19 protein-coding genes and 1 pseudogene are annotated in these 24,029 nt (G+C 52.5%); 14 read left to right on the plus strand and 6 right to left on the minus strand.

The features are described 5' to 3' along the window. The 3 genes from WFM46_RS17080 to WFM46_RS17090 form a co-directional block, all read right to left on the minus strand. A partial coding sequence (locus WFM46_RS17080; protein WP_336998100.1) for a PhnD/SsuA/transferrin family substrate-binding protein occupies positions 1-323 on the minus strand: 323 nt, incomplete at its 3' end. Positions 324-346: 23 nt separating this feature from the next. After that, a complete protein-coding gene (phnC, locus tag WFM46_RS17085) occupies positions 347-1,135 on the minus strand; it encodes a phosphonate ABC transporter ATP-binding protein (protein ID WP_336998101.1) in 789 nt (262 codons plus the stop codon). A gap of 214 nt (positions 1,136-1,349) precedes the next feature. Next, positions 1,350-1,685: a zinc ribbon domain-containing protein YjdM gene (locus WFM46_RS17090; protein ID WP_156653751.1), complete on the minus strand. Its 336-nt coding sequence runs from the start codon at positions 1,683-1,685 to the stop codon at positions 1,350-1,352. Between the two features lie 591 nt (positions 1,686-2,276). Here WFM46_RS17090 and crfC point away from each other — a divergent pair. Together crfC and WFM46_RS17100 are read left to right on the plus strand one after the other, a co-directional pair. Beyond that, on the plus strand, positions 2,277-4,634 hold the full coding sequence (gene crfC / locus WFM46_RS17095; RefSeq protein ID WP_156653752.1) for a clamp-binding protein CrfC: 2,358 nt from the start codon (positions 2,277-2,279) through the stop codon (positions 4,632-4,634). After that, positions 4,631-5,509: a diguanylate cyclase regulator RdcB family protein gene (locus tag WFM46_RS17100; protein WP_336998102.1), complete on the plus strand. Its 879-nt coding sequence runs from the start codon at positions 4,631-4,633 to the stop codon at positions 5,507-5,509. The genes crfC and WFM46_RS17100 overlap by 4 nt, the downstream gene beginning before the upstream one ends. Before the next feature lie 432 nt (positions 5,510-5,941). On the opposite strand, the gene kdgT is transcribed toward WFM46_RS17100, so the two are convergent. Then, complete coding sequence (kdgT, locus tag WFM46_RS17105) at positions 5,942-6,937, minus strand: 2-keto-3-deoxygluconate transporter (protein WP_156655428.1); 996 nt, start codon at positions 6,935-6,937, stop codon at positions 5,942-5,944. Between the two features lie 657 nt (positions 6,938-7,594). On the opposite strand from kdgT, the gene proP reads away from it, so the two are divergent. The 11 genes from proP to WFM46_RS17160 all read left to right on the plus strand — a co-directional run bounded on the left by proP (position 7,595) and on the right by WFM46_RS17160 (position 21,192). Further along, positions 7,595-9,097, plus strand: coding sequence for a glycine betaine/L-proline transporter ProP (gene proP / locus WFM46_RS17110; protein WP_103177915.1), 1,503 nt, complete (start codon positions 7,595-7,597; stop codon positions 9,095-9,097). A gap of 404 nt (positions 9,098-9,501) precedes the next feature. After that, on the plus strand, positions 9,502-10,917 hold the full coding sequence (locus WFM46_RS17115; protein ID WP_159340247.1) for an undecaprenyl-phosphate glucose phosphotransferase: 1,416 nt from the start codon (positions 9,502-9,504) through the stop codon (positions 10,915-10,917). Beyond that, the gene (locus WFM46_RS17120) at positions 10,907-12,193 is read left to right on the plus strand and encodes an outer membrane beta-barrel protein (protein WP_159340246.1); all 1,287 of its coding nucleotides are present in this window, start codon (positions 10,907-10,909) and stop codon (positions 12,191-12,193) included. The genes WFM46_RS17115 and WFM46_RS17120 overlap by 11 nt, the downstream gene beginning before the upstream one ends. A gap of 1 nt (position 12,194) precedes the next feature. Continuing rightward, complete coding sequence (locus WFM46_RS17125; RefSeq protein ID WP_103825453.1) at positions 12,195-12,752, plus strand: polysaccharide biosynthesis/export family protein; 558 nt, start codon at positions 12,195-12,197, stop codon at positions 12,750-12,752. Between the two features lie 2 nt (positions 12,753-12,754). Next, positions 12,755-14,881, plus strand: coding sequence for a GumC family protein (locus WFM46_RS17130; RefSeq protein ID WP_336998103.1), 2,127 nt, complete (start codon positions 12,755-12,757; stop codon positions 14,879-14,881). Continuing rightward, on the plus strand, positions 14,878-16,089 hold the full coding sequence (locus tag WFM46_RS17135) for a lipopolysaccharide biosynthesis protein (RefSeq protein WP_103177920.1): 1,212 nt from the start codon (positions 14,878-14,880) through the stop codon (positions 16,087-16,089). Before WFM46_RS17130 ends, WFM46_RS17135 begins: the two co-directional genes overlap by 4 nt. Then, complete coding sequence (locus WFM46_RS17140; RefSeq protein ID WP_159340244.1) at positions 16,086-17,462, plus strand: capsular biosynthesis protein; 1,377 nt, start codon at positions 16,086-16,088, stop codon at positions 17,460-17,462. Before WFM46_RS17135 ends, WFM46_RS17140 begins: the two co-directional genes overlap by 4 nt. Further along, on the plus strand, positions 17,459-18,457 hold the full coding sequence (locus tag WFM46_RS17145) for a glycosyltransferase (protein ID WP_103177922.1): 999 nt from the start codon (positions 17,459-17,461) through the stop codon (positions 18,455-18,457). The genes WFM46_RS17140 and WFM46_RS17145 overlap by 4 nt, the downstream gene beginning before the upstream one ends. Continuing rightward, positions 18,457-19,668 carry a glycosyltransferase family 4 protein gene (locus WFM46_RS17150; protein ID WP_336998104.1) on the plus strand — a complete coding sequence of 404 codons (1,212 nt, stop codon included), beginning with the start codon at positions 18,457-18,459 and terminating at the stop codon, positions 19,666-19,668. The genes WFM46_RS17145 and WFM46_RS17150 overlap by 1 nt, the downstream gene beginning before the upstream one ends. Before the next feature lies 1 nt (position 19,669). After that, positions 19,670-20,782, plus strand: a complete 1,113-nt coding sequence (locus WFM46_RS17155) for a glycosyltransferase family 4 protein (RefSeq protein WP_336998105.1) — start codon at positions 19,670-19,672, stop codon at positions 20,780-20,782. A gap of 2 nt (positions 20,783-20,784) precedes the next feature. Further along, a complete protein-coding gene (locus WFM46_RS17160; protein ID WP_103177925.1) occupies positions 20,785-21,192 on the plus strand; it encodes a hypothetical protein in 408 nt (135 codons plus the stop codon). A gap of 40 nt (positions 21,193-21,232) precedes the next feature. Here the strand turns inward: WFM46_RS17160 and galE are convergent, their stop codons facing one another. Next, on the minus strand, positions 21,233-22,249 hold the full coding sequence (galE, locus tag WFM46_RS17165; RefSeq protein WP_180209327.1) for a UDP-glucose 4-epimerase GalE: 1,017 nt from the start codon (positions 22,247-22,249) through the stop codon (positions 21,233-21,235). Between the two features lie 120 nt (positions 22,250-22,369). Continuing rightward, entirely contained in the window at positions 22,370-23,296 is a 927-nt protein-coding gene (locus WFM46_RS17170; protein ID WP_336998106.1) for a glucosamine inositolphosphorylceramide transferase family protein, read from the minus strand. 230 nt (positions 23,297-23,526) lie between these two features. Between WFM46_RS17170 and WFM46_RS17175 the strand changes: the two are divergent. Next, positions 23,527-24,029, plus strand: a pseudogene (locus tag WFM46_RS17175) (DUF4832 domain-containing protein); the annotation flags it as partial.

Here is a 24,029-nt window from a genome sequence, read left to right on the forward strand (position 1 = left end):
GCAAAGACCTGACCATTGGCACGATCCACCGCTTCCATCGCCGAGAGGTTGCCGTACCAGGCGATATCCACTTTATTGAAGCGCATCCCCTGGATGATGCCCGCGTAGTCCGGGGCGAAGAAGGCGTTCACTTTGATCCCCAGTTTGGTTTCCATATCTTTCAGGAACGGTTCCCACTGTGGCTTCAGGTTCTGCTGTGATTCCGTCGAAATAATGCCGAAATTCAGCGCTTTTTCCTGCTCCTCTGCAAACGCAGGGCTGAACAGGGTGCTGATGCTGAACATGCTGGTGAAGGCCAGCGCGGCAACCGTCTTATAGCTCATTTCCATTCCTCATTGTGGGGACGTTAATCAGCCTGCGCGCGCTCTTCGACGCGGTTAATGCTGCGGTAGAGATGATCAAAACTTTCGTTATCAAACTGATGGCTGGCGCCATCGAAGAAGACGTGCCCCTGACGCAGGGCGACGATGCGCTCGCAGTAGCGCAGGGCGTAATCCACCTGGTGCAGCGTGACCACCACGGTGATGCCGTCCTTGCGGTTAATGTCGCGCAGGGTTTCCATGACGATGCGGGCCGACTCCGGGTCCAGCGAGGCGATCGGCTCATCGGCGAGAATGATTTTGGCTTTCTGCATCAGCGCCCGGGCAATGGCCACGCGCTGCTGCTGACCGCCAGAAAGGGTGGAGACGCGCTGGTGGGCGAAGTGGGCCATGCCGACGCGGGTGAGCGCCTGCAGCGCCTCCTGCTTCTGAGCTGGCGAGAACCAGCGCAGACAGGTGCGCCAGAACGGGGTGCTGCCGAGCGCACCAATCAGCACGTTCTCCAGCACCGTCAGGCGGTTCACCAGGTTGAACTGCTGGAAGATGTAGCCGGTCTGGGCGCGGCTTTTGCGGATATCACTCGCCAGACGGCCCGCGCGCTGCACGGTATTGCCCAGCAGCTCAACGTGGCTTTCTGAGGTTTTGTCGCAGGTGATGAGGCCGCTTAAGTGGCGCAGAAGAGTGGATTTACCTGAACCGGATGGCCCGAGCAGCGCTACCATTTCGCCCTGCTGGACGGTCAGATCAACGGCATGCAGAGCCTTGTTATGATGGAAGGTCTTGCTGAGTTTCTCGACACGGATGACAGTGTGCATGGGTAAGGCCTCAATTCAAATGTGGCCTCATGCTGGCGGATCAATGTGACATTTAGGTTAAGTGTTGGTTGCGAGAGTTTGAAGAGTTGAGGTGAAAGCGATGACAGGCGATCAACAAGAAGGGGGAGGTATCTGTAGGCCGGATAAACGAAGCGCATCCGGCAAAAGTGCCCGGCGGCGCTGCGCTTGCCGGGCCTCAAAAGACAACGACAAATCAGTTCTTCTTCACGAACTCGGATTTGAGCTTCATCGGGCCGAAGCCGTCAATTTTACAGTCGATGTTGTGGTCGCCCTCGACCAGACGGATGCCCTTCACTTTGGTGCCGATCTTCAGCATCGATGAGCTGCCTTTGACCTTCAGATCTTTAATGACGGTGACGTTGTCGCCATCCGCCAGCAGGTTGCCGTTGGCATCTTTAACGATCAGCTCATCGCTCTCGGCTACGGGTTCTGCGTTGTTCCATTCGTAAGCGCATTCCGGGCAGATGAACATACCGTTATCTTCATAGGTGTATTCAGAGTTGCATTTAGGACAGTGTGGAAGCTGCATGGTGTTCTCCTCAAAATAGTGCGAACCGGCGGCAATGAGGCCCGCCAAAAATCGACAGGTTGTCGAAAAAGGCGGCAAGTATAGCGCATGTCCTTACTTTTGTCGGTGATATTATTTTTCGCTTTTGGCTAAAAAAAGCGTTTCTGATGACAGAGTCTGTCAGTGACTCAGGTAATGATAAGTACCCGGCGCGAGAATGAAACGCTTGCGAATGAAAGCAATAATATTTTATTGCGGCAAATTGATACGCCGTGTCATTTCGGATAAGGTTAAGGTGCTAATGATATTCACCGTAAATGTTTTTATAGCCATCCCCGGGCTTGCAGGGATGATTACCCCCTCATTTTTGGTGGGCGATTAAAGATGGTTTATCCTGAAATTTATTAAATTTGAGCTACGCTCTTAGTCTTTCGGTTTCCCTGACCGAAGGAGCGCGCTCCGCTGCTTTCAGCGCTTAAAGAATATATTTGATTGTCATCAGGCAATTATTTTGCGTCGAACATATTTGCTACACGGAATCATATAAGCCGATCCTTCATTCTTAAAATAATTCGGTTATATAAAATTTGTGTTAAGGGAAGGCTTTTTACTATGCATACACAAACAATATTTGAGTTAAGCCAGGAAGCTGAAAGACTGCTGCAACTCTCATTGCAGAATCTCGAGTCACTAAGCGCCATGCCTGTTGCGATGCTGGACAATGCAACATCGGCCATTACCGGCGAAACCAGCAACGTTTTACCTCTACATTTTAGTACCCGTGGTTTAGAAGCGCAGCAGTCCATGCTGAATAATGAACTGCGCAAAATTACCCGTCTGGAGATGGTGCTGGCGATTGTGGGCACCATGAAAGCCGGTAAATCGACGACGATTAACGCCATTGTGGGAACGGAGGTGTTGCCCAATCGCAACCGTCCCATGACCGCCTTGCCGACGCTGATCCGTCATACGCCTGGTCAGAAGGAGCCGGTGCTGCATTTTTCTCACGTGGCGCCGATCGATACATTAATAAAACAAATGCAAAAGAAGCTGGCCAATTACGATCGCGGCAAGCTGGCCCAGCAACTTGAAATTGATAAAGATATGAATGCGTTGCTGGGGCGCATTGAAACCGGCGAAGCGTTTGAAAAACATTATTTAGGCGCGCAGCCGATATTTAATTGTTTAAAAAACCTGAATGATTTAGTGCGACTTTCTCAGGCGCTTGGAACAGATTTTCCCTTCTCCGCCTATGCAGCGATTGAGAATATCCCGGTTATTGAGGTGGAGTTTGTCCATCTGGCCGGGCTGGATGGTCATTTGGGGCAATTAACCCTGCTGGATACCCCCGGGCCGAATGAGGCCGGGCAACCGCATCTGCAAAAAATGCTTACTGAGCAGCTCGCCCGCGCTTCGGCGGTGCTGGCGGTAATGGACTATACGCAACTGAAGTCGATTTCGGACGCCGAAGTGCGGCTGGCTATTTCTGCCGTCAGCAAATCGGTACCGCTCTACGCGCTGGTCAACAAATTCGATCAGAAAGACCGCAACAGCGATGATGAAGAGCAGGTGCGGGCGATGATCTCCGGCACCCTGATGAAAGGCCATATCTCTCCGGGGCAGATCTTCCCGGTCTCCTCGATGTGGGGATACCTGGCGAATCGGGCGCGTCATGAACTGAATCAGCACGGCAAGCTGCCGGATCACCAGGAGCAGCGCTGGGTGCAGGATTTTGCCGAAGCTGCGCTGGGCCGCCGCTGGCGGACTGCCGATCTGGACGATATTGAGCACGTTCGCCACTCCGCCGATCTGCTGTGGGAGGATTCCCTCTTTGAGCAGCCGATCCGTAAGCTGATTTATGCTGCCTACGCCAATGCCTCGCTGTATGCGTTACGCTCGGCGTCGCATAAGCTGTTGAACTATGCCCAGAACGCCCGGGAGTATCTCGATTTCCGCTATCAGGGGCTGACGGTCGCCTTCGACGAGCTGGAGCTGAATATCGCCCGCCTGGAAGAGGATATGGCGCTGTTGCAGTCCCGCCAGGCGTCGGTAAGCAATGAGGTGCGGCATGAAGTCGGACAGGCGCTGGCGGCGACCGACCTGTTTATCAGCACGCAGCAGAACGATATCAAACATGCGGTCGCGCACATCTTCAACCCGGATAATTTGCTCGATCTGGCCGGGTTTAAGCCGCACACGCTCCATGCCGAGGCGTTAGCTACCCCGGGACAACTGGTGCTGGACGATGAAGGTCAGGCGCAAATCCTGCTGAGCAAAATCCGCTCCTCCTGTGAAATGATCCTGCTGGATGCACAGGCAAAAATCGGTCGCGAGCTGTCGCTGCGGTTTGACCAGCTGGAAACCACGCTGGCCCGCTCCCTGAACGACGCCATGCGGCCCATTGAAACGCGGATTAAAGAGGAGCTAAGCCATGCCGGATTCCGCGCGCGGATCAGCTTCCCGGCGTTTCAGGCAAACCAGCTTAACTTCAATACCCGGGGGCTGTTCAGCGATGCTATCGCTCAGGAGAGCCTGCCGGCTGGCCAGGGGCAGGGAACCAGCAGTGCACTGCGCGACACGGTCTCCCGCTGGTTGAATAATCCGGGCTGGGGCTGGGAAGATTATGTAATGACGCGGACGCGCTATGTTATTAACGTGTCAGAGCTTCATGAAAAATTTAAACAGCATATAGATCACTTTTGTGAACAAATTCGTAAAGCTTTGGCTGCGCAGGTCGATGTCTCTGTTACAGCGGGTATGGCGACATTCTTTGCGGAATTCTCGTTATGCCTTGCAGGGTTACAGGAAAGCTTGCGTGATAGCCTCGCAGTGCGTCAGCAAAATGAGCATGCCACACGGGCGCTCAGCCAGCTGTTGCAGCAATGCATTACGACTGCGACGTGGATTCAGGAAGATACCCGACTGTTACGCGATGATATTCAAACGTTATTCGCGGCAGAGCAACCATGACAAAACAACTACTGGACGGTCCCGGACGGACGCTGGAATGTATCCATCCTAAATTTATGGTCGACCTGGTGCAGGGGGCTGACGCGCAGCGTCACACCTCTGTGGTGTCGCAACAGCAGCACTTTCGTGAGCGTTTAACCCAGGAGATCATGGCGCAGTCTCATCTTCGTCAGTGGGCCATGGGGGGAATGTTCAGCGAAAATGCTGTGCTGCGACTCGGGCTGGCAGAGAAGCTGGCGGGCATGTTCGACCCCGGCCATCTGGCGTTGACCCGCATGACGCACATTCTCTCCACGCTGCGCCAGCAGGCCAGCCTGCGCAATCAGCCGCCGATTGGCGTGGTGCATCAATACGAAACCCTCTCCGCCCATTTTCAGCAACGTGCGCAGTTCAAAGAGAAGGCGTTAACCCAGCGCGGATTAACGGTGCAGGCAGGCGTTCACAGCGAGCAGATTTTTACCCGCTGGCGCGCCGGGCACTACGACGGCTGGTCGCTGGCCGGTCGCGGTTATGTGGCGCTGGAGGAGCTGCGCTGGGGGGCGTTCGGTGATGCCTGTCGGCTGGCGAATGCGGACGTCAGCGCCATGTTAAAAGATAACCTGTGCAGCATGGTGGCTAACTATCTGGCGCAGGGGATCAACGCTGCACCTAATACCCGCCATTTTTATCACCAGTGGCTCACCACGCCCAGTACGCCGGGGATTATCGACCATAAAGATATGCTGGGCTGGCTGGGTGACTGGTGTGATGTGGACAGGCATCCGGTGTGCTGGTCGGTGACGCAAAGCTGGCAGAATGTGGCGCTGGGGATGCCGCGGTTGTGTTCGGCGGCGAGGCTGGCGAAAGCGATGGTGGAGGAGGTTTTTGGGGAGTAGGGGATTCCCTCTCCCGTGAGGGGCTGAGGAATCCTTAGTCATTTTCTTATGCTTAACGCAATGAAATAATTAGAGAGTAATAAAAGACTTACAGCGACTCCCTGGTCCGGCTGAAAATCGCTGAGGCGTTGACCGTAGGCCGGGGCGAGGCGCAGGGATGCGCCGAGAGGGCGTGACCTACATGGATGTAGGATCACGCCCGACCCGATAGCCGAAGGGAATAAGCCGAAGGAACCGCGAAGCGGCGATTTTCTTTGCCGGGAGCCGGGGTAGCCAGGGGGAGGCGGCGAGCCCCCCTGGCACGTTCACCGGTTCAGGTGTGACAGAGAGGCAAAGAACGTAAGGTGAACGGAACCAACAACGGAGTTGCATGTTCCCCCTCACCCTAACCCTCTCTCCAGGGAGAGAATAGTCCGGGCGAGGGCTTATATCTCAGTGGTGCAGTGATTCAACCGGGCGCTGTTCTTCGGTCGTGGTTGGGACGTTGCCAAAGCGTTTGGCGTACAGCGCGGTAATAATCGGCACCAGAATCGCGGTGACGATGACGCTTGCAGCAACCAGCGCGGTAGCGGAGGCGGCAACCGGTTCGAACGCGGGGTTAATCTGGGCGATAATCACCGGGTTTGCCACCGCAGCGCCTGCTGCGGAAGAGGCGGCGACACCCGCAGTACCATTCCCGCCGCCGATAACGCGGTCGGCAATAATCAGTGGGATACCGGTGATAATAATAACCGCCACACCCAGCACGATACCCAGCAGACCCGTATCGAGGATAACGTTCAGGTTGATGGTGTTACCCAGCGCGAAGCCAAAGAACGGGATCAGAACCGGAGTCGCTTTGCTGAAGAAGTCGCGCAGATCGTGGTCCAGGTTGCCGAGGGCAAAACCGATCAGGAACGGCAGGACGGCGCCGACAAAGTGGTGCGGTTCAAAGGAGGCCAGACCGGCGGAGCCGAGGATCAGCATGGTCATCAGCGGGCCAGATTCCAGAGACATCAGCACGAACGCGCCGGACTCCTCTTTGGTGCCGTACTGGTTCATCAGGCTGGCATACAGGCCACCGTTGGTCATGTCCATTGCAGAAACAATGGCCAGCACCGAGAGGCCTGCGAAGAAGCCGGTCTGAATACCGTTTTCCGGAATAAACATGGCACAAACCATCGCCACAATCCACGCCACGGCAATTTTGGTTATTACCAGCGTACCGGATTTACGTAATACCGTACCCGTTGCACGTAAATTTATGGAAGCGCCAATACAGAAGAACCAGACCGCAAGGATCGGTACTGTGCCGGTAATCATGCCTTTGGTGAATCCACCAAAATAGGCTCCAGTATTAGGCGCTAAGGTATTTAAAATTGCACCCAGAACCAGCGGAACCAGCATCATCCCTCCGGGGATGCGTTCTATCGCGGCTTTAATCTTCATCATCAACCCTCACATCTCATCGCGCATCGCCAGCGGACAAGTGATATTTAATAATCTAATGAATTCAACGAATTGTGACCTGGTGGCGTCAGCGGATTCGTCATTCATACAGCAGATATAACCAGTTTGGTTTTTTTAAGCCTTTACTCAAAGGCCACCAGACTCGTTGTAACGGGCTTATGATGCGATCGTTGGAATTGCGATTCAATCAAAATAAAACAGTGTTTTAGTTATCTTCGTCACATATTTTAAGGAAACACGATATTTGCCTCTTGATTATTAAAACCGCTGTAAATGCATTGTAAAATAATGTCGTTCTTTTTTAATTTCACAGCAAATAATAACGTTCGAAAGGGTATTTACAGAACCAGACATAAGAAACAACTGATGGGCATGTATTTACAGTTTTGACACTTCTGGTGATAACCATAAAAAAATATGTGAAGTTGATCACACATATAAACGCTGGTAGGGTAAAGGCTGTCATTCACAGCCCAGACAGGCGTCAACAGGTTCGGTTGTACCGGTCCGAAAGGTCAGTGTAAGTAAACCTGCTACGCTTGAGAGACGAGAATGCGCATGAAGCGCTTCCCGGGTTCCATAGAGCGCATTTTTCAGCGCTGTGGTGAGGACTGGGCTTAGTCTATGAGGATAGCAATGCTTAAAAGGAAAAAAGTTAAACCGATCACCCTGCGCGACGTCACCATTATTGACGACGGCAAACTGCGTAAAGCGATCACCGCCGCCTCGCTCGGTAATGCGATGGAATGGTTCGATTTTGGTGTGTATGGCTTCGTGGCCTATGCGCTAGGTAAAGTCTTCTTCCCCGATGCCGATCCCAGCGTGCAGATGATTGCCGCCCTCGGGACCTTCTCTGTTCCTTTCCTTATCCGACCGCTGGGTGGCCTGTTTTTCGGGATGCTGGGGGACAAGTATGGCCGTCAGAAAATCCTCGCCATCACGATTGTGATTATGTCGGTCAGCACCTTCTGTATTGGTCTGATCCCGTCGTACGCCAGTATTGGCATCTGGGCGCCGATCCTGCTGCTGCTCTGTAAGATGGCACAGGGCTTCTCGGTCGGGGGTGAATATACCGGGGCGTCGATCTTCGTCGCCGAATACTCCCCGGACCGTAAGCGCGGCTTTATGGGCAGTTGGCTCGACTTTGGCTCCATTGCCGGGTTCGTGCTGGGCGCGGGCGTAGTGGTGCTGCTCTCCACCGTGGTGGGCGAAGAGAACTTCCTCTCCTGGGGCTGGCGTATTCCGTTCTTCCTGGCGTTGCCGTTGGGCATTATCGGCCTCTACTTGCGTCACGCCTTAGAAGAGACCCCGGCGTTCCAGCAGCATGTTGATAAGCTGGAGCAGGGCGATCGCGAAGGGCTGCAGGATGGACCGAAAGTCTCGTTCAGAGAAATTGCCACCAAACACTGGCGCAGCCTGCTGACCTGTATCGGTATGGTGATCTCCACCAACGTGACCTATTACATGCTGCTGACCTATATGCCGAGCTATCTGTCGCATAACCTGCACTACTCGGAAGATCACGGCGTGTTGATTATCATCGCCATTATGGTGGGCATGCTGTTTGTCCAGCCGATCATGGGTCTGCTGAGCGACCGCTTTGGCCGTCGCCCCTTCATTATTTTTGGCAGTGTCGCGCTGTTCGCGCTGGCTATCCCTGCCTTCATTATGATTAACAGCAATGTGATCGGGCTGATTTTTGCCGGCCTGCTGATGCTGGCGGTGATCCTTAACTGCTTTATCGGCGTGATGGCCTCCACCCTGCCGGCGATGTTCCCGACGCACATTCGTTACAGCGCACTGGCGGCGGCGTTTAATATCTCGGTGCTGATCGCCGGTCTGACCCCTACGCTGGCGGCGTCGCTGGTGGAGAGTACCCAGAACCTGATGATGCCAGCGTATTACCTGATGGTGATTGCGGTCATCGGTCTGGTAACCGGCATTTATATGAAAGAGACGGCGAACCTGCCGCTGAAAGGGGCGACGCCTGCTGCGTCTGACCTTCAGGAAGCGAAAGAGATCCTGCGTGAGCACCACGACAACATTGAGCAGAAGATAGAAGATATCGATGCTGAAATTGCGCAACTGCAGGCGAAGCGTTCCCGACTGGTCGATCAACATCCCCGCATCAATGAGTAAATAACAAAACCCGGCTTCGGCCGGGTTTTGTGTCTTTCGTCACCATAACGTCACAGCATATAAGGTAGATCATATTTTCTATGGTTTTCCTGATTTTGCCTGCGTAATCGTTTTTTTTCATACCGAAAAGGAATACGACTAAAGTTTATTGGCGCTTTGATTGAATAGTGCTTACGCTGTATACAAGCAGATGCCTCTAAAAAATCGACGCTTTGAGCGCTATGAGAGAAGTGTATGCCGGGTTCAACACCAACGTAGTTGTGAATGCAGACAGACCCTGAGATGCTGAATCTTTTCGGTAACGTATCCTTGCGCGAAACAGCATTTTATTATTTTTATTACGCTTACAAGTGCAATTAGCACAAAAAAATAATACCGATGCTTAATTATAAGTAGGTCAGGACATGCTGAGAAATTCGCAGAAGATCATCCATGGAGGTTACTCAGTATTCATTAAATTAATTGATTTCTTCTCAATTAATTTAATTTTGATGCTGAGTGGTTGGTGGTTGAAAATGGAGTCTTTCGACACTGTGATTTTGATCAGCTTGTTGTACTCCATCTCGTTTTTACTGTTTGGTGAGTACACAGAGTGTTATCTGTATCGGCCTAAAAACAACAAATTACGCAACCAGCGGCGTCTTCTTCTGACGGCGTTTCTGGCCATCCTGTTTATCGGCATGGTGCGCCTTTTAGTCGCGAAATTATATTCTTTAGGCTATCTGAGCTTTATTGATGTGCGCAATATCCCGGCAATGCCGCTCTGGTATGCCTCGCCGATCCCTTTTCTTTACGTGAGCCGGCTGATTATCTTTAAGCTGTCGACTAAAAAACGTATCAGAGTGGCGATTATCGGTATCACCGATAACGGCCTGGCGGCGGAAAAGGCCCTGCGGCTGGAATATGCGGACGTGCAGCTGGAGCTGGCCTTCTATGATGAACGTGGCCCGGAGCGGCTGGGTGAACTGGCGAAAAGAATTACCAGTCCTTATAACGGGCCGGTGATCAAGCTGGTAGAGGAGGCGAAGGCGGGCAGAGTGGATGAAATCTACATCGCCCTGCCGATGGTGGCGCTGCAGCGTATACGCCATTTTTTAGCCATGATGTCTGATACCACTGTCAATACCTACATCGTGCCAGACTTTTACGCTTACAGTACCAATACTTCGCAGATACGCTCTATCCATAACTTACAAACGATCGGTATTTTCACTTCGCCGCTGGATGGCGGAGGTTCGTTTATTAAACGCGCAGAAGATCTGGTGCTGGGCAGCGCGATCATGGTAATGATTGTCTCGTTAATGATCGTCATTGCCATCGGCATCAAGCTCACCTCGCGCGGCCCGGTTTTCTTTAAACAGGATCGTTATGGTCTGAGCGGGCAGAAGATCAAAGTCTGGAAGTTCCGGACCATGAAAGTCATGGAAAATACCGACACGGTGATACAGGCGACACGAGATGACCCCCGGGTCACGCGCTTTGGAGCATTCTTACGTCGGACGTCTCTGGATGAACTACCGCAGTTCATCAATGTTATTCAAGGAAATATGTCGATTGTCGGCCCGCGGCCTCATGCTGTGGCGCACAACGAGCTTTACCGTAAGCAGGTCGAAAACTACATGATTCGCCATAAAGTAAAGCCTGGGATCACAGGTTTAGCGCAAATTAATGGCTATCGTGGCGAAATTGATGCGCTATATAAAATGGAAAAGCGAGTCCAGTACGACATTGAATATATTCAGAACTGGTCCTTTTGGTTAGATATAAAAATCATCATTAAAACCATTTTTAAGGGATTTGTCGGTAAGAATGCATACTAAAATAATTATTATCGCTGGGATGATAGCGTCTCCGGTCGCGTTAGCAGAATTAACGCCAAAATCACACATCGGCTGGGCGGGCATCGACTTTCAGAGCAACGTCGCTGTGGATTATGGGCATAACGATAATGTGACTTTCCAGCCTCACGACAGCGACGAAAAAGGCTCCGACTTCCAGGGGCTCAAGCCGGTCCTGAGCATGAACGGGGAGCGGGGCCAGGATAAGTACCTGCTGATGTACTCCGGGGATTATCGCCACTACTCGAGCGATTCTGCGGATGATTATGACGATCACTTTTTTCGCTTTAAAGGCGACTGGCGATTTGGGCTGATGCATGGCCTGACCCTGAATCTGGAAGATTCCCTTGGCCATGAGGAGCGCGGGCGCGGCGTGACGGAAGGGTTCCTGCCCGAACAGTTCCGGCAATTTGGCGTGAGGTCACCGTTAACCACCAATTTGTTCAACGGTGAGCTGCGCTATAGTTACGGTGCGCCAGATGGCCGTGGAAGAGCAGACCTGGCGTTGATACACCGCAAGTGGACCTTCGGCAATACCGGCCAGGTTGAAAGCAAGGATGAGGACTTTGCACAATATATTCGCGAACAGGAGTGGGACGAAAATACGCTGATCGCAGAAATTTTCGATCAATACACATCTAAGACGCGTTTTCGCTATAGTTTTATTACCAACCAGTTTCGCTATGGCCATGCGTCAGAAAAAGACAGTAATGAATACTATTTGCGTTATGGCATTCAGTCGCAGCTGACGGGCAAAACGAACGTTGATATGAACGTGTCGTGGCTTTATAAAACCTTTGAAAATAACCCTGGATCGAAGGATTTTAACGGGATTAACTGGGATATTCTGGGTGAATGGCGACCTCTCCAACAGTCGCTTTTTACCTTAAGAACATCCCAAAGTATTAAAGACCCTTCCGAAGCGGGAGGATATAATTTAGTCACGGAGTACGGCGTTTCATACAAACATTTTTGGATGAATAACCGGTTAACGACGTTGCTTGATTACGCATACATTACAGAAGACTACAAAGATCAGGACAAGGACCGTCACGATAAGAATGGCGTGTTTTCATTTATTGTAGGTTATGACCTCACACCATCGATTAACTTTGGTGTGGAATATCATCTAGATACGCTTAAGTCTAATAAAGATACCGATACCTTTACCATCGGCCCTAACGACGATCGCGTGGTGACTGAAACGTTGGGCTACGATCAATCTTTGATTATGCTTACAGCTAAGGTTCAGATTTAAAATGAAAATAATGAAACTGTGCGCGTTTTTACTTCTCAGTGTCCTTTTTGCTGGCTGCAAATCACCGCAGCCGACGTTAAAGGACAATAGTGTGGTCGATACAGCAAATTATTTACTGGGCTCCGGGGATATCGTCAACATTAACGTTGCCGGTCAACCTGACCTGACCATGAAAGTAGTACTTGATAATAGTGGGGCTATTAATTACCCCTATATTGGCAAGCTGGAATTAAAGGGCAAAACCGCAAGCCAGGTCGATGCAGAGATTACGCAACGCCTGCGTAATGGCTTTGTGCTTAATCCCATGGTGACCGTAAATATCGCCGAATTCCGTAAGTTCTATATCTCTGGTGAAGTTGAGAACCCCAATGGCTATTCCTATGAGCCGGGTATGACCGTGGAAAAAGCCATCGCGCTGGCGGGGGGTTATACCGACCGGGCAGACCGTACGGATCTCAGCATTCGTCAATCATCCTCCGGTGAGTTACTCGAAAATGTTGATGTTACCCACTCCGTTCTCCCGGGCGATCTCGTAATTATTGGCATAGGGTTCTTCTGACCATGAAACTATCAATAGTGGAAAATGGCAAAAAGCGAGAAAGCGCTATCGATATCGCCAGATTTGCCAGAGAAATTAAAAAGAACTCCTGGAAAATCGTTCTCTCCGGCGTGATTGCCGGGGCGATTGCCTGGCCATTAATGAGTTTGATGTCATCGAAGTATGTTTCCACTGCCACGGTACTGATTAAAGCTCAGCCGGACAATGTTTCACCTTTCCAGAAAGTGGAAGGCTATGACTCCACCCGTAACGGGTACTACGAAACGCAAAACGCGCTGATGCAATCGCGCGTGGTGCTTGAGCAAGCCATCCGCACGCTAAAACTCGATCAAAACCCGGCGTTTAACGGTGAGGGGTCTGGCAGTAGCGCAACGCCTGCAAATGAACAGCAGCGGGTTGATCATGCCCTGAAAACGCTGCAGAAGGATCTGACGATCAGCAACGTGCGTACGACCCATTTGTCTACCGTCTCCTATGAATCCACCTCGCCACAGCTGGCGGCGGATATCGCCAATGGCGTGGCGGAGTCGTTTATTAATTACACCCTTGCGCTCAAGCAGCAAAAAACAGCGAAGGCGAGAGAAGATAACCAGCAGAAGCTGCAGGAACTCCAGCAGCAAATGGTGCAGCAAAAGAGTGCGCTGGATAGCTATCTGGCAAAAGAGGGGCTGCTAACCTTCCGTGGTGTTGATGGCTTTGAAACGGAGCAGATGGGCATTATCACCAACCGCCTGGCAAACGCGACCGAGCGCCGGGTAGCGGCTGAGTCTGTTTATAACGAAATCCGCTCCGGTGGCTCGCGGGGGCAGGTTATTTCGCTGCCATCTATCTCAAATCACGCCCAGATCCAGGATCTACGCATTGCCCTGATCCAGGCCAACAGCGAGCTTTCCCAACTGGAGAAATCCTACGGTCCCCAGCATGACAAAGTGATCCAGGCCCGGGCGCGTATCAGTGCCATTCAGGCGCAAACGGCGATGACGCTCAGGGAGCAGGAGGCAGGAATACGCCAGACCTACGAGGCGGCGCTGGCGGACGAAAAAAATTACCAGAAGCAGCTGGAAGAGCAGAAAGCGAACTTCCAGAAGCTCTCCCTGAAGCGTGACGGCTACAACGATCTCAAGCTGGCGCTGGATAAAACCGAAGAGATGTACAAGATGGCCTATCAGCGCACGCAGGAGCTGGCACTACCCGGCTCTTATTCCGATGCGGATGCGGAGATCTACGATCCTGCCGTGCCCGCAGCGCAGCCGGCTAAACCGAACAAGCCGCTGCTGATGCTGATGATTGTGCTGCTGGTGATGCTCTTCTACGTGATGTACATCATGGTGAAAACGGCCACGGACAAGTCGGTGAACACCCTGAGCCAGATGCAAAAACGGCTGAATCTGATGCCGCTGGGTGAGATCCGTCGCTTTAAGGGGGTGGGTGGGCGCAGCAAAATCCGCGATCTGATGATGAGCGATCCGTTGAACGCGGACGTTATTCACAGCATGCGCACCCAGATCATGCTCAGCAGCCATCCGCTGCAGGTGATTACCGTGACGTCGGCGGAGGGTGGAGAGGGACGGACGCTGCTGGCGAATCTGCTGGCGAGCTCCTTCAGCTTCGACCAGAAAACGCTGCTTATCGATATGGACTTCTTTAACAGCGACGGGCTGTCGGGCGAGCTGGGCTCACCGAAGGCGCCTGGCGTGGCAGAAGTGCTGCGCGGCGACAACGCGACCGACAACGTGCTGGTGAAGATCAACGATAATCTCGATTTCCTGCCGCGCGGCAATACCCCGGTCTCGGCGCTGCTGCTGCTGTCGCCTGAACGGTTAAAACCGCTGATTGATTCGCTGCGTAGCCGCTACCAGCGCATCATTGTCGATGTCGCCGCAGTGAATCAGAGCCAGGAAGTGCAGCTGGTTAACCAGGTAACGGACGGCCTGATCTTTGTCCTCAAAGCGGGTCTGAACACCGCCGACACCACTGGACCGGCGATTGAGAAAGCGACCCACCACCACAATGTGATTATTGGCGGCGTGCTGAACCAGGTCGTGGATAAAAATCTGGAGAGTAAAGAGGGGCTGCGTTCACTTAACTACCATACGCATGAACTGATGAATAACACAGGCCGGGCATGAGTCTTCTCAAGAGCGCCTCCACGATCGCAGGGTCATCAGTTATTTCACAGCTGATTGGTGCCCTGTCGATCTGGCTCATTTCGCATAAGTACGATCTTGGCGAAGTGGGGCTCTACGCGCTCAACTACAGTATTGCCCTGATTGGGGCGCAGGTCTGCACCTTTGCCTCGCAGCTGTTGATCCCCAGACAACAGGATGACGAGCTGGCCCAGAATGTGGTGTTTTGTCTCCTGCAAAGCCTGACCATCGCCATTCCTTATGCGGTGCTGACGGGCTGGCTGTTTCACCAGAATATGCTCTTTCTTTACCTGCTCACGCTCTCGAATACCTGGGTGCTGGTCGCCGAGAACCTGTCGCTGCGTACGGCAAACTTTCGCTTTCTGGTGGTGCAACGCATCTCCGTCTCGGTGGTGGTGGTGGTCTCCGTGCTGCTCACCCACCAGGTGATGGCGTTTTACTGGATGTGGGCGATCCTGATGATGGCGCTGACCAGCGCCTGCATTCTGCGGGCGTTTGATATTCGCACCGTCACCCTGCATCACCTGTGGCCCTCCAGTAACCTGGCGTTCCTGAAAAAAAATATCCACCACATTACCAAAGTGGGCAGTGCCGAAGTGCTGGCGATGGCTAATAACAACCTGCCGATTATGCTCATCAACTTCTGGTTCTCGGCCTTAACGGCGGGCTACTTCTCGGTGGTGAGCCGCTTCTGTCTGGCCCCGGTGGTGATTGTCGGCAATGCGGTGCGGAACACCATTTTCTCGAAATGGTCGATAGATTTCAGAAACAACGTCTTCAACTACGAAGAGTACACGAAGGTCCGTCTGCTGCTGTTGGTGCTGGGGGTGATCTGCACGCTGGGGGTCTTCATCTTCTATCCGATTGTGATGAATCTGGGCTTCAGCGAGGAGTGGATCGCCTCCGTCCCGACCTCGCGCTATATGCTGCCCTACCTCTTCCCGGCGCTGGCGGTCTGTCCGCTGACGGTGATTGAACTGATTTTTGGCTCGCACCGCTACTTCCTGCGGATCCAGCTTGAACAACTGGCGATTGTGGTTATCGCGTTCCTCGTTGTGCCCTATTTTTACAATGACTATGCGACCTCCATCATCTTATTTTCGATTCTGACGTTCATTCGCTACGCCTTCATCTACCTGAAGGTGAATAAGCGCGCCGACATTCTGAAAAACGGGTCAGTGGCATCATGAATCTTAATACCGGACATTACTTACAAACCTTCACCCTGCTGACCCTCATCTTCATCGGGCTGGTGCAGTATTTCACCGGTGAGTTGGCGGTGCTGTGGCTCCCCTTCTTCATGACGATGCTGATGGCCGGTTTCCTCGTGCTGCAAACCCGCCATGAACCCGTGCGGCTGGATGCGCAGGAAGCGATTGTTCTGACGCTTTATCTCTCGTTTATCGTGCTGGCGGGGATTTCGACCCTGTTCCAGGGCGGGGCGCTGATTACCCTTATCGGGTTTAAGAATGAGATTGCGCTCTCGCTGGTGATGCTCTGCCTTCTGCTGGGCTTCTGCCGGGAATCGCAGATCTATCAGGTGACGCGCGGCCTGTACTGGATTTTTTATATCCAGTTCCCGGTTGCGCTCTACCAGCTCCTCTTTGTGGTGCCGCAGCGCGTGGCGTTACACGGCGAAGAGGAAAAATGGGACTCCGTGGTGGGGACGTTCGGTGGTGACCCGATGGGTGGCGGCAACACCGCGGCGATGGGGCTGTTCTGTCTGCTGATCATGCTGCTGAAGGTCTCGGAGTATAAGCATGGGCTGACCAGCTTTAAAAACATGGCGTTGCATATCGCGCTGGGGTTTGTGATGTGCATTATTGGTGAAGTGAAATTCGTGATCCTGCTGTCGCCGTTGCTGCTGGGCTGGGTGTGGCTTATGCCCTCCTGGGTCAAAGAGGCGAGTCGGGTGAATTTAGCCGTGCTGCTCTCCATTCTGGTGGCGATGGTGTTGTTAATCGGGCTGGCCATTGTCATTCTCGCCTACAGCTATACCGCCGCTTATGGCATCGATATGTCGGAGAACCCGTTCACGGTTTTCTTTGGTTCACTCAGCTATATTTTCGACCCGAATTTCATCTTGCCAGGCGGGGAGATCGGGCGTTTTACTACCCTGACGTTCTGGCTCCAGCATAACGACCTGTCGGGGCTGCCGGGCACGCTGTTCGGCTACGGGCTGAATGCCACCAACAGCGGTAGCTTCCTCTCGCCAGGTTTCCTGAATCAGGTCTATAACCTGATCCTCGACAGTACCGCCATGAGTATGCTGCTCTGGGAAGTGGGCGTGGTGGGCACGCTTATATTTATTGGGCTATTTGTTTATATACTGAAAGTGGTTCAGCCTGAACCTCTGTTATCCGTTGACCAAATTGATAAACAAGATCTCCAGCTTCTGAGCTTTGCACCGGCATTTAATGTTTTTGCCATCGCCTGTCTGCTTAGTCTGCCCTACAGTCAGATACTGATGATCGTGCCAATGCTGCAATTCTTATTCTATTTATCTTTAGGTTCCAGCTTGATTATCCGCCGGACCGTACGCCGTTATACGGGGCTCTATTGATGTACAAACCGTTTATTACCGTAAGTATTAAAACGTTTAACGAAGCCGAGTGTATTGAGAAAACCATCGACAGTATTCGCAGCCAGATCGTTGAGTATCCGCATAAAATTATCGTTGCCGACAGTCTTTCTACGGATAACACCCAGCAGCTGGCCAGCGATAAAGGGGTGATGGTGGTGTCGTTAACCGAACCGGCAGACCGCTGTTGCGGTGTCGGGCATCAGCTGGGCTACCTTCACAGCGAAGGGGAGTTCATTCTGCTGATGGATGGCGATATGGAGCTGGAGCCGGGCTTTATCGATCGGGCGGTGGCGTTTCTGCAGGAAAATCCTGGCTATGCTGGCGTGGCCGGCACGGTGGAGATGGACGACGCCTCAAACTATGAGTTTACCTCCCGCAAACAGCGCATCAATAAGATCTATCCGCTGGGCGACTGCGACCATTTAGGTGGTGGCGGCCTGTATCGCCTGTCGGCGATTGCCGACATCGGTTATCTGACCAACCGCAGCCTGCACGCCTATGAAGAGGCGGAGCTGGGCATTCGCCTGCTGACCGCGGGCTACAAACTGCATCGCCTGAACGTGCCCTATTTCCGCCATACCTCCTACACCATGCCGACCTTTAAAATGCTGCGCTATCGCTGGAAAAGCGGGTTTCATCAGGCGCCGGGAGAACTGCTGCGCAGCGCATGGGGCAAGCCCTGGTTTCGCGATGCGCTGATGCTGGTGAAAAACGAAGTGATTTTCGCAAGTTACATCTTTATCGTTCTGATTGTGTTCTTCACTTTCGACGTCAGCCTGATCGACATTGCGCTGCTGCCGTTGCTGGCCTTCATCCTGCTGAAAACCATTCGCAACCGCTCATTAAAAAACGGCCTCAACAGCGTGATTAATCTGGCGGTGCTCTCTGCCGGGCTGGTTAAAGGCCTTTTCCACCCCCTTCGCGATCCCAGGGTGCCACCGGGCAATAAAGTTATTCATGAGCAGGTAGAGTAATGAAAGTCTTACTGGTGAATAAGTTCTTCTTTATTAAAGGAGGAGCTGAAACGGTCTATTTTCAGGAACGTAACATGCTGAAAGAGGCCGGGGTGGAGGTAATTGATTTCTCAATGCAGCACGAGAAAAATTTTCCCTCTGACTATGCGGACTACTTCGTCACTAATGTGGATTACCACAAAGAGGGCGGCCTGCTGGCGGGAGCAAAAACCGCCATCAGCTTTATTCACAACCGGGAGGCGTGCAAAAAAATGCTGGCGCTGCTGCAACAGACGCGCCCGGAGATCGTCCATTTCCACAATATTTATCATCAGCTGACGCCTGCGCTGATTAAAGTCGCCCGGGATTTCGGCTGTAAGACGGTGCTAACCGCTCACGACTATAAAATTATGTGTCCCTCCTACTCTATGCTGCGTGACGGCAAGGTATGTGATGCCTGCGTGACGGGCAGCGTGTTTAATGCGTTTCGCTATCGCTGCCAGGAGGGCTCGGCGGCGAAGAGTTTGCTGCTGTCCTTAGAAGCGACCTGGCAGTACATCGCGCAAAATTATCAGGCGCTGGACGTGATTGTCTCCCCGAGTGAATTTCTGCGTAACGAGCTGAGGCGCTCGCTGCCGGTCTCCCGTATCGATGTCATCGTGAACGGTATTGACGATAGTCAGCAGCCGGAAGAGGGCCCGGACGAAGGCTATCTGCTCTACGTTGGCCGCCTGAGCCGTGAAAAAGGGGTGCCGACGCTGACCCAGGCGCATCAGCTTATGCGGAATAAAATGCCGTTAAAGGTGGTCGGCCACGGGCCGCTGTATGACGACATGGTAAAAACCTTCCCCCATGCGGAGTTCCTCGGCTATGTGCAGCAAGGGCCGGAGCTGGATGCGCTGATTAAATATGCCCGGGCGGTGGTGCTGCCTTCTGAATGTTATGAGAACTGCTCCATGGCGGTACTGGAGGCGATGTCGTTCGCCCGCCCGGTGGTGGGGGCCCGAATTGGCGGCATCCCGGAGCAGATACGACACGGTATTGAAGGATTGCTGTTTGAACCTGGCAACGCTCAGGATCTGGCCGATGCGCTGGACGAGATCGCGGAAAACCCGCAGCAGGCCCGGGAGATGGGGCAGAAAGGCCGCGAAAGACTTTGCCAGAAATACTCACTGCGTAAGCACATGGAGACGTTGCAGGCGCTCTACCGCGAGCTGCTCGACGGGCGATAACATGGCAAAAAAAATCACGGTGTTGGGTACCCGCGGCATCCCGGATGTCTTAGGCGGCGTTGAAACCCATTGTCAGAATCTCTACCCGGCTATCCGCCAGCAGTATGAGGTGGAGATTTGCGTCATTGCCCGGTCACCCTACGTACCCTACCGGCGCTCACGCTACAAAAACGTGGAGACCCTGGCGCTGTGGGCGCCCAAAAAACGCAGTTTTGAGGCCATTGTGCACTCTGTTATTGCTGCGTTGAGGACATTCGTCGATCGATCCGATATTGTTCATGTTCACGCCATCGGGCCGGGTCTCGTGGTGCCGCTGTTACGCCTCCTGGGTAAACGCGTGGTCTTTACCCATCACGGGCCGGATTACGATCGCCAGAAGTGGGGCAAGATGGCGAAAAAAATCCTGATGCTCGGCGAGAAAGTGGCGGTGAAGTATGCCCACGAAGTGATTGTGATCTCCGAGGTGATCAACCAGCTGATCCAGCAGAAATACCACCGTTATGATGCACATCTGATCTACAACGGGGTTAACGTGCCGGGCCCGCTGGATAAAGAGACGATCGATAAGATCCTTGGGCGCTACGAGCTGCAGCCCGAGCGCTATATCGTGATGGTCGGGCGCTTTGTGGAAGAGAAGGGGATGCATGATGCCATCGCCGCATACCAACAGTCAGGCCTGACGCTGCCGCTGGTGCTGGTGGGAGATGCGGATCATCCCTCGGAATACAGTTTGCGTTTGAAACAGCTCGCGTTTGACACGCCTGGCGTGGTGATGACGGGGTTTTTAAAGGGCGAGGCGTTGCAGGTTGTCTTCTCTCGGGCGTCGCTCTTTGTGATGCCATCGTACCATGAGGGTTTACCCATTGCGCTACTTGAGGCGATGTCCTATTCCCTGCCAGTGGTGGTGAGCGATATCCTGCCGAACCTCGAGGTCGGTTTGCCGGATGAAACCAGTTTTAAGCTGGGAAACGTTGCTGATTTAGCAGCAAAAATGGCAAGCCAGGCGCATTTGCCCCGCGTTGATTACGGCGATTTTCTGAAGCGTTACAACTGGGATGAAATCGCCAGGAAAACCGTCTCCATTTATCACAAATTAGACAAATCAATAGGTTAAAATTGACCAGTAAGCCCAGAAACCCGATCGTTATCGATCGTTTTTACGAAGTGCTTGATAAGAACGTGACCGCTCAGCTGACGCCTGAGCAAAAAGAGGAGATCGAGAGCGCGATCGTCTCGATCACCCTGGCGTCGCGGCACCGGATCGATATCCGTAAAAGTTTCCCTTTCTTCGGCAAACGCCTCTATATGGTGTTTTTACTGGGGCGGGATCTCCGCACGCGGTCGCGCCCGGAGTCAAAGCTGTCGCGTATCGTGGTCACTTTTCTCATTCTGTTTGCCACGCTGTTCCTGCTGTGTTGCGTGCTGCTGACGCTCTATATGATCAAATCAGCCCTGGGGATAGACCTGTTCCAGCACTTTCACGTCGGGATCTGGGACTGGTGGCTCAACCTGAAATATCAGTAATTAACAGGAGCCATATGGCTCCTGTTTACCCTGCCGGTAGTCAGGCGTTATAGCCGTCGGGGTTGTTCTTCTGCCAGTTCCAGGCGTCGCGCATCATCTCATCTAAATTGCGCGTCGCCTGCCATCCGAGAAGCTGGCGCGCCAGCGATGAATCTGACCAGCACTCTGCCACATCGCCGGATCGCCTGCCAACGATGCGGTAATTGATTCTGGTCTGCGCCGCTTTTTCGAATGCTTTGATCAGGTCAATCACCGAATAACCGACGCCGGTACCGAGGTTGATGACTTTGAAGGCGTCCCCTTCGTCTTTATGATCCAACGCCGCCAGGTGGCCGTGGGCCAGGTCCATCACATGGATATAATCACGAATGCCCGTTCCGTCAGGCGTGGGATAGTCATTGCCAAAGACGGTCAGACACGCCAGCTTGCCGATAGCAACCTGAGAAATATAGGGTACAAGATTATTGGGGATCCCGTTTGGATCTTCTCCCAGGCGCCCGGAAGGGTGCGCCCCCACCGGATTAAAATAGCGCAGGCAAGTGATCCTGAATTGCGGTTGCGCCGCCGCGAAATCTCGCAAAATCTGCTCCACCATCAGCTTGGAAGTGCCGTATGGGTTAGTTGTACCGCCGGTAGGGGAGTTCTCGCTTAAGGGAACGGTATCGGGATTGCCATAAACCGTGGCCGAGGAGCTGAAAATAAGGCTGGAGACACCCGCCTGCTGCATTTCCTGTAGAAGCACCATCGTCCCGGCCACATTATTTTCATAATAGGCGAGAGGATGTGCAATAGATTCAGATACCGATTTAAGGCCAGCGAAGTGAATGACGTCGGTGATGCTGTGTTGAGTGAAAAGGGTTTTTAAAGCGTCGCGATCCAGAATGTCAGCAATACAGACTATTGGCCGTTTGCCCGTTAATTCTGCGACCCGGATTAATGACTCCTGCGAGGCATTTGAAAGGTTATCAATAACAACGACCTCTTCTCCCCGCTCGAGTAATGCCAGTACCGTATGTGAACCAATATAGCCTGCACCGCCCGTAACCAGAATCGCCATATTAACGCCCTCAAAAAGCCAGCAGTGGCCCGCGCACTGACGTGGCGGAGCAGGGGAGCTCTTTTACAGTGTTTATCCTGTCACTCTGGTTAGATTAGTTCTGAATACCGCTATTGTCACTTAGCTAAAAAGACGCTTGCGGTGATTCACCATCACTTTATAGGTCAGCTTTTTAAGGGTGGAAAGTAGGCTGAAAGTCAGGTGTTTTGTATCGTAGACAATATAGTTATCGGTAAAGTTTAACGTGTGGATACCGTCACTGTTATTAATCGACGGGCTTATTTTACCGACCAATTTTTCTTCATATTTATGCGGCGTCAGATTGGTCAATTCCTTGATGAATATGGATTTTCCATAAAACCCAGCACTGCACTCCTGGGTAAAGAGGTAGGTTTTATCGTTGATCGAGTAGGGCTTTCCGGCGCCTCTGGCATGCATATTACAGATATCCAGGTCAGGAGAAATTTGCTGCCAGTCACCGAGAATAGCGTCTGAGGTGTGGATCACCAGCTCATTGTCCATGGTGGTGGAGGCCATGAAATTCACGCCATTCAGCTCAAAGATTACGTTATCCGTCACGGCCATATCGGAAACCAGGACTTTCACCTTTTCCCAGCGCGCGGGAAAATCAACCGACTGGAACAAAATGACCTCTTTCCGCTCTGCCGATTCCGGGATCATAAACAGTTTGCCGTCGAGTTCGAACAGGAAGGGAAAGGAGAGATGACATTTTAAGTCGTCAAACCCCTCGAGCTTAACGTCTTCTATCTCCTCCAGGTCTTTATTAAGGACACGGCAGCGCAGTACCCCCTTTGAGGTGAGGAAGGAGAAAGCTTCATAAAAAACATACAGCCGTTCACCTTTATCGATAATAAAAGGATCGGCCTGGAAAATATATTTTTTATCAAGCTGCCGTGCTTTCGCATTACAGAGAATATCCAGCGTGTTTTCCGGGAAAACATGCTGGCCGTGGCTGTTGATGACCATAATGTCCCAGGACTCATGGAAGAACAGCTTCTTGATTATTCTGTTATTTTTATTGAACATTTTACCATGGTACTCATGAGTAAATATGAATAAACTCAGAAATAAGCGGTGTCTTTAGTCCCAGAAGTATGAAAGGTGAATCATAACACTCGCTCTTCCCGCGCAGTAACATATCAACATTAGCCCAGCGTCTACGCATGGAAATAGTAATATTGGGTGAGTCCGGGAATATATCGTGTGAAATAAAATCTTCTCTGTTGGATGTAACACTCTGGGGAAAGGAGTATTTAATGTGCATTTACAAACTGCCACGCCGTAAAAATCGGTTGTTACTTCTTGTCGCCGGAGCACTGCTATTCCTTTCAGATGGCGCCCGGGCGGAGAGCGCAGACAGGTTACAAACGGTGAATCCGGCCGCCCTTAGCGGTCCTCTGGCAAACCCGGGAAACGGTGTTGCCCGTTTTCACGATCAGGACTTAAGCATTGCCGACTATCCGGCGACGGGTCTTGAGTATCGACGCTACTACTGGCGCGAAGTGGAACCGCGAGAAGGAGAGTACAATTTTGCGCTGGTGGATGAGGGGTTTGCTGCTGCGGCCGCGCATCAGCCGGCCATGAATGTCGGTCTGCGGTTTATGATCCTCGATGGGCCGGAGTCTGGCTCAGAGATCCCCCAGTGGCTTATCGATAAAGGGATCAAAGGCACCTGGACGCCGGATCACAAAACCTTTGCCCCCGATCTGGACGACCCCACCTATATGGCTTATGCCCGGCGCCTGCTGCAGGCATTTGG

The organism is Leclercia sp. M50, assembly GCF_037150775.1.
In the GTDB taxonomy this organism is placed as follows: Bacteria; Pseudomonadota; Gammaproteobacteria; order Enterobacterales; family Enterobacteriaceae; genus Enterobacter.

Coding starts and splice junctions, on each gene's coding strand:
- WFM46_RS17090 (WP_156653751.1), bottom strand. CDS start 1,685: ATGCAGCTTCCACACTGTCCTAAATGCAACTCTGAATACACCTATGAA.
- WFM46_RS17130 (WP_336998103.1), top strand. CDS start 12,755: ATGAAACTATCAATAGTGGAAAATGGCAAAAAGCGAGAAAGCGCTATC.
- WFM46_RS17100 (WP_336998102.1), top strand. CDS start 4,631: ATGACAAAACAACTACTGGACGGTCCCGGACGGACGCTGGAATGTATC.
- WFM46_RS17125 (WP_103825453.1), top strand. CDS start 12,195: ATGAAAATAATGAAACTGTGCGCGTTTTTACTTCTCAGTGTCCTTTTT.
- WFM46_RS17120 (WP_159340246.1), top strand. CDS start 10,907: ATGCATACTAAAATAATTATTATCGCTGGGATGATAGCGTCTCCGGTC.
- WFM46_RS17155 (WP_336998105.1), top strand. CDS start 19,670: ATGGCAAAAAAAATCACGGTGTTGGGTACCCGCGGCATCCCGGATGTC.
- phnC (WP_336998101.1), bottom strand. CDS start 1,135: ATGCACACTGTCATCCGTGTCGAGAAACTCAGCAAGACCTTCCATCAT.
- kdgT (WP_156655428.1), bottom strand. CDS start 6,937: ATGAAGATTAAAGCCGCGATAGAACGCATCCCCGGAGGGATGATGCTG.
- WFM46_RS17150 (WP_336998104.1), top strand. CDS start 18,457: ATGAAAGTCTTACTGGTGAATAAGTTCTTCTTTATTAAAGGAGGAGCT.
- WFM46_RS17115 (WP_159340247.1), top strand. CDS start 9,502: ATGCTGAGAAATTCGCAGAAGATCATCCATGGAGGTTACTCAGTATTC.
- WFM46_RS17135 (WP_103177920.1), top strand. CDS start 14,878: ATGAGTCTTCTCAAGAGCGCCTCCACGATCGCAGGGTCATCAGTTATT.
- crfC (WP_156653752.1), top strand. CDS start 2,277: ATGCATACACAAACAATATTTGAGTTAAGCCAGGAAGCTGAAAGACTG.
- galE (WP_180209327.1), bottom strand. CDS start 22,249: ATGGCGATTCTGGTTACGGGCGGTGCAGGCTATATTGGTTCACATACG.
- WFM46_RS17170 (WP_336998106.1), bottom strand. CDS start 23,296: ATGTTCAATAAAAATAACAGAATAATCAAGAAGCTGTTCTTCCATGAG.
- WFM46_RS17140 (WP_159340244.1), top strand. CDS start 16,086: ATGAATCTTAATACCGGACATTACTTACAAACCTTCACCCTGCTGACC.
- proP (WP_103177915.1), top strand. CDS start 7,595: ATGCTTAAAAGGAAAAAAGTTAAACCGATCACCCTGCGCGACGTCACC.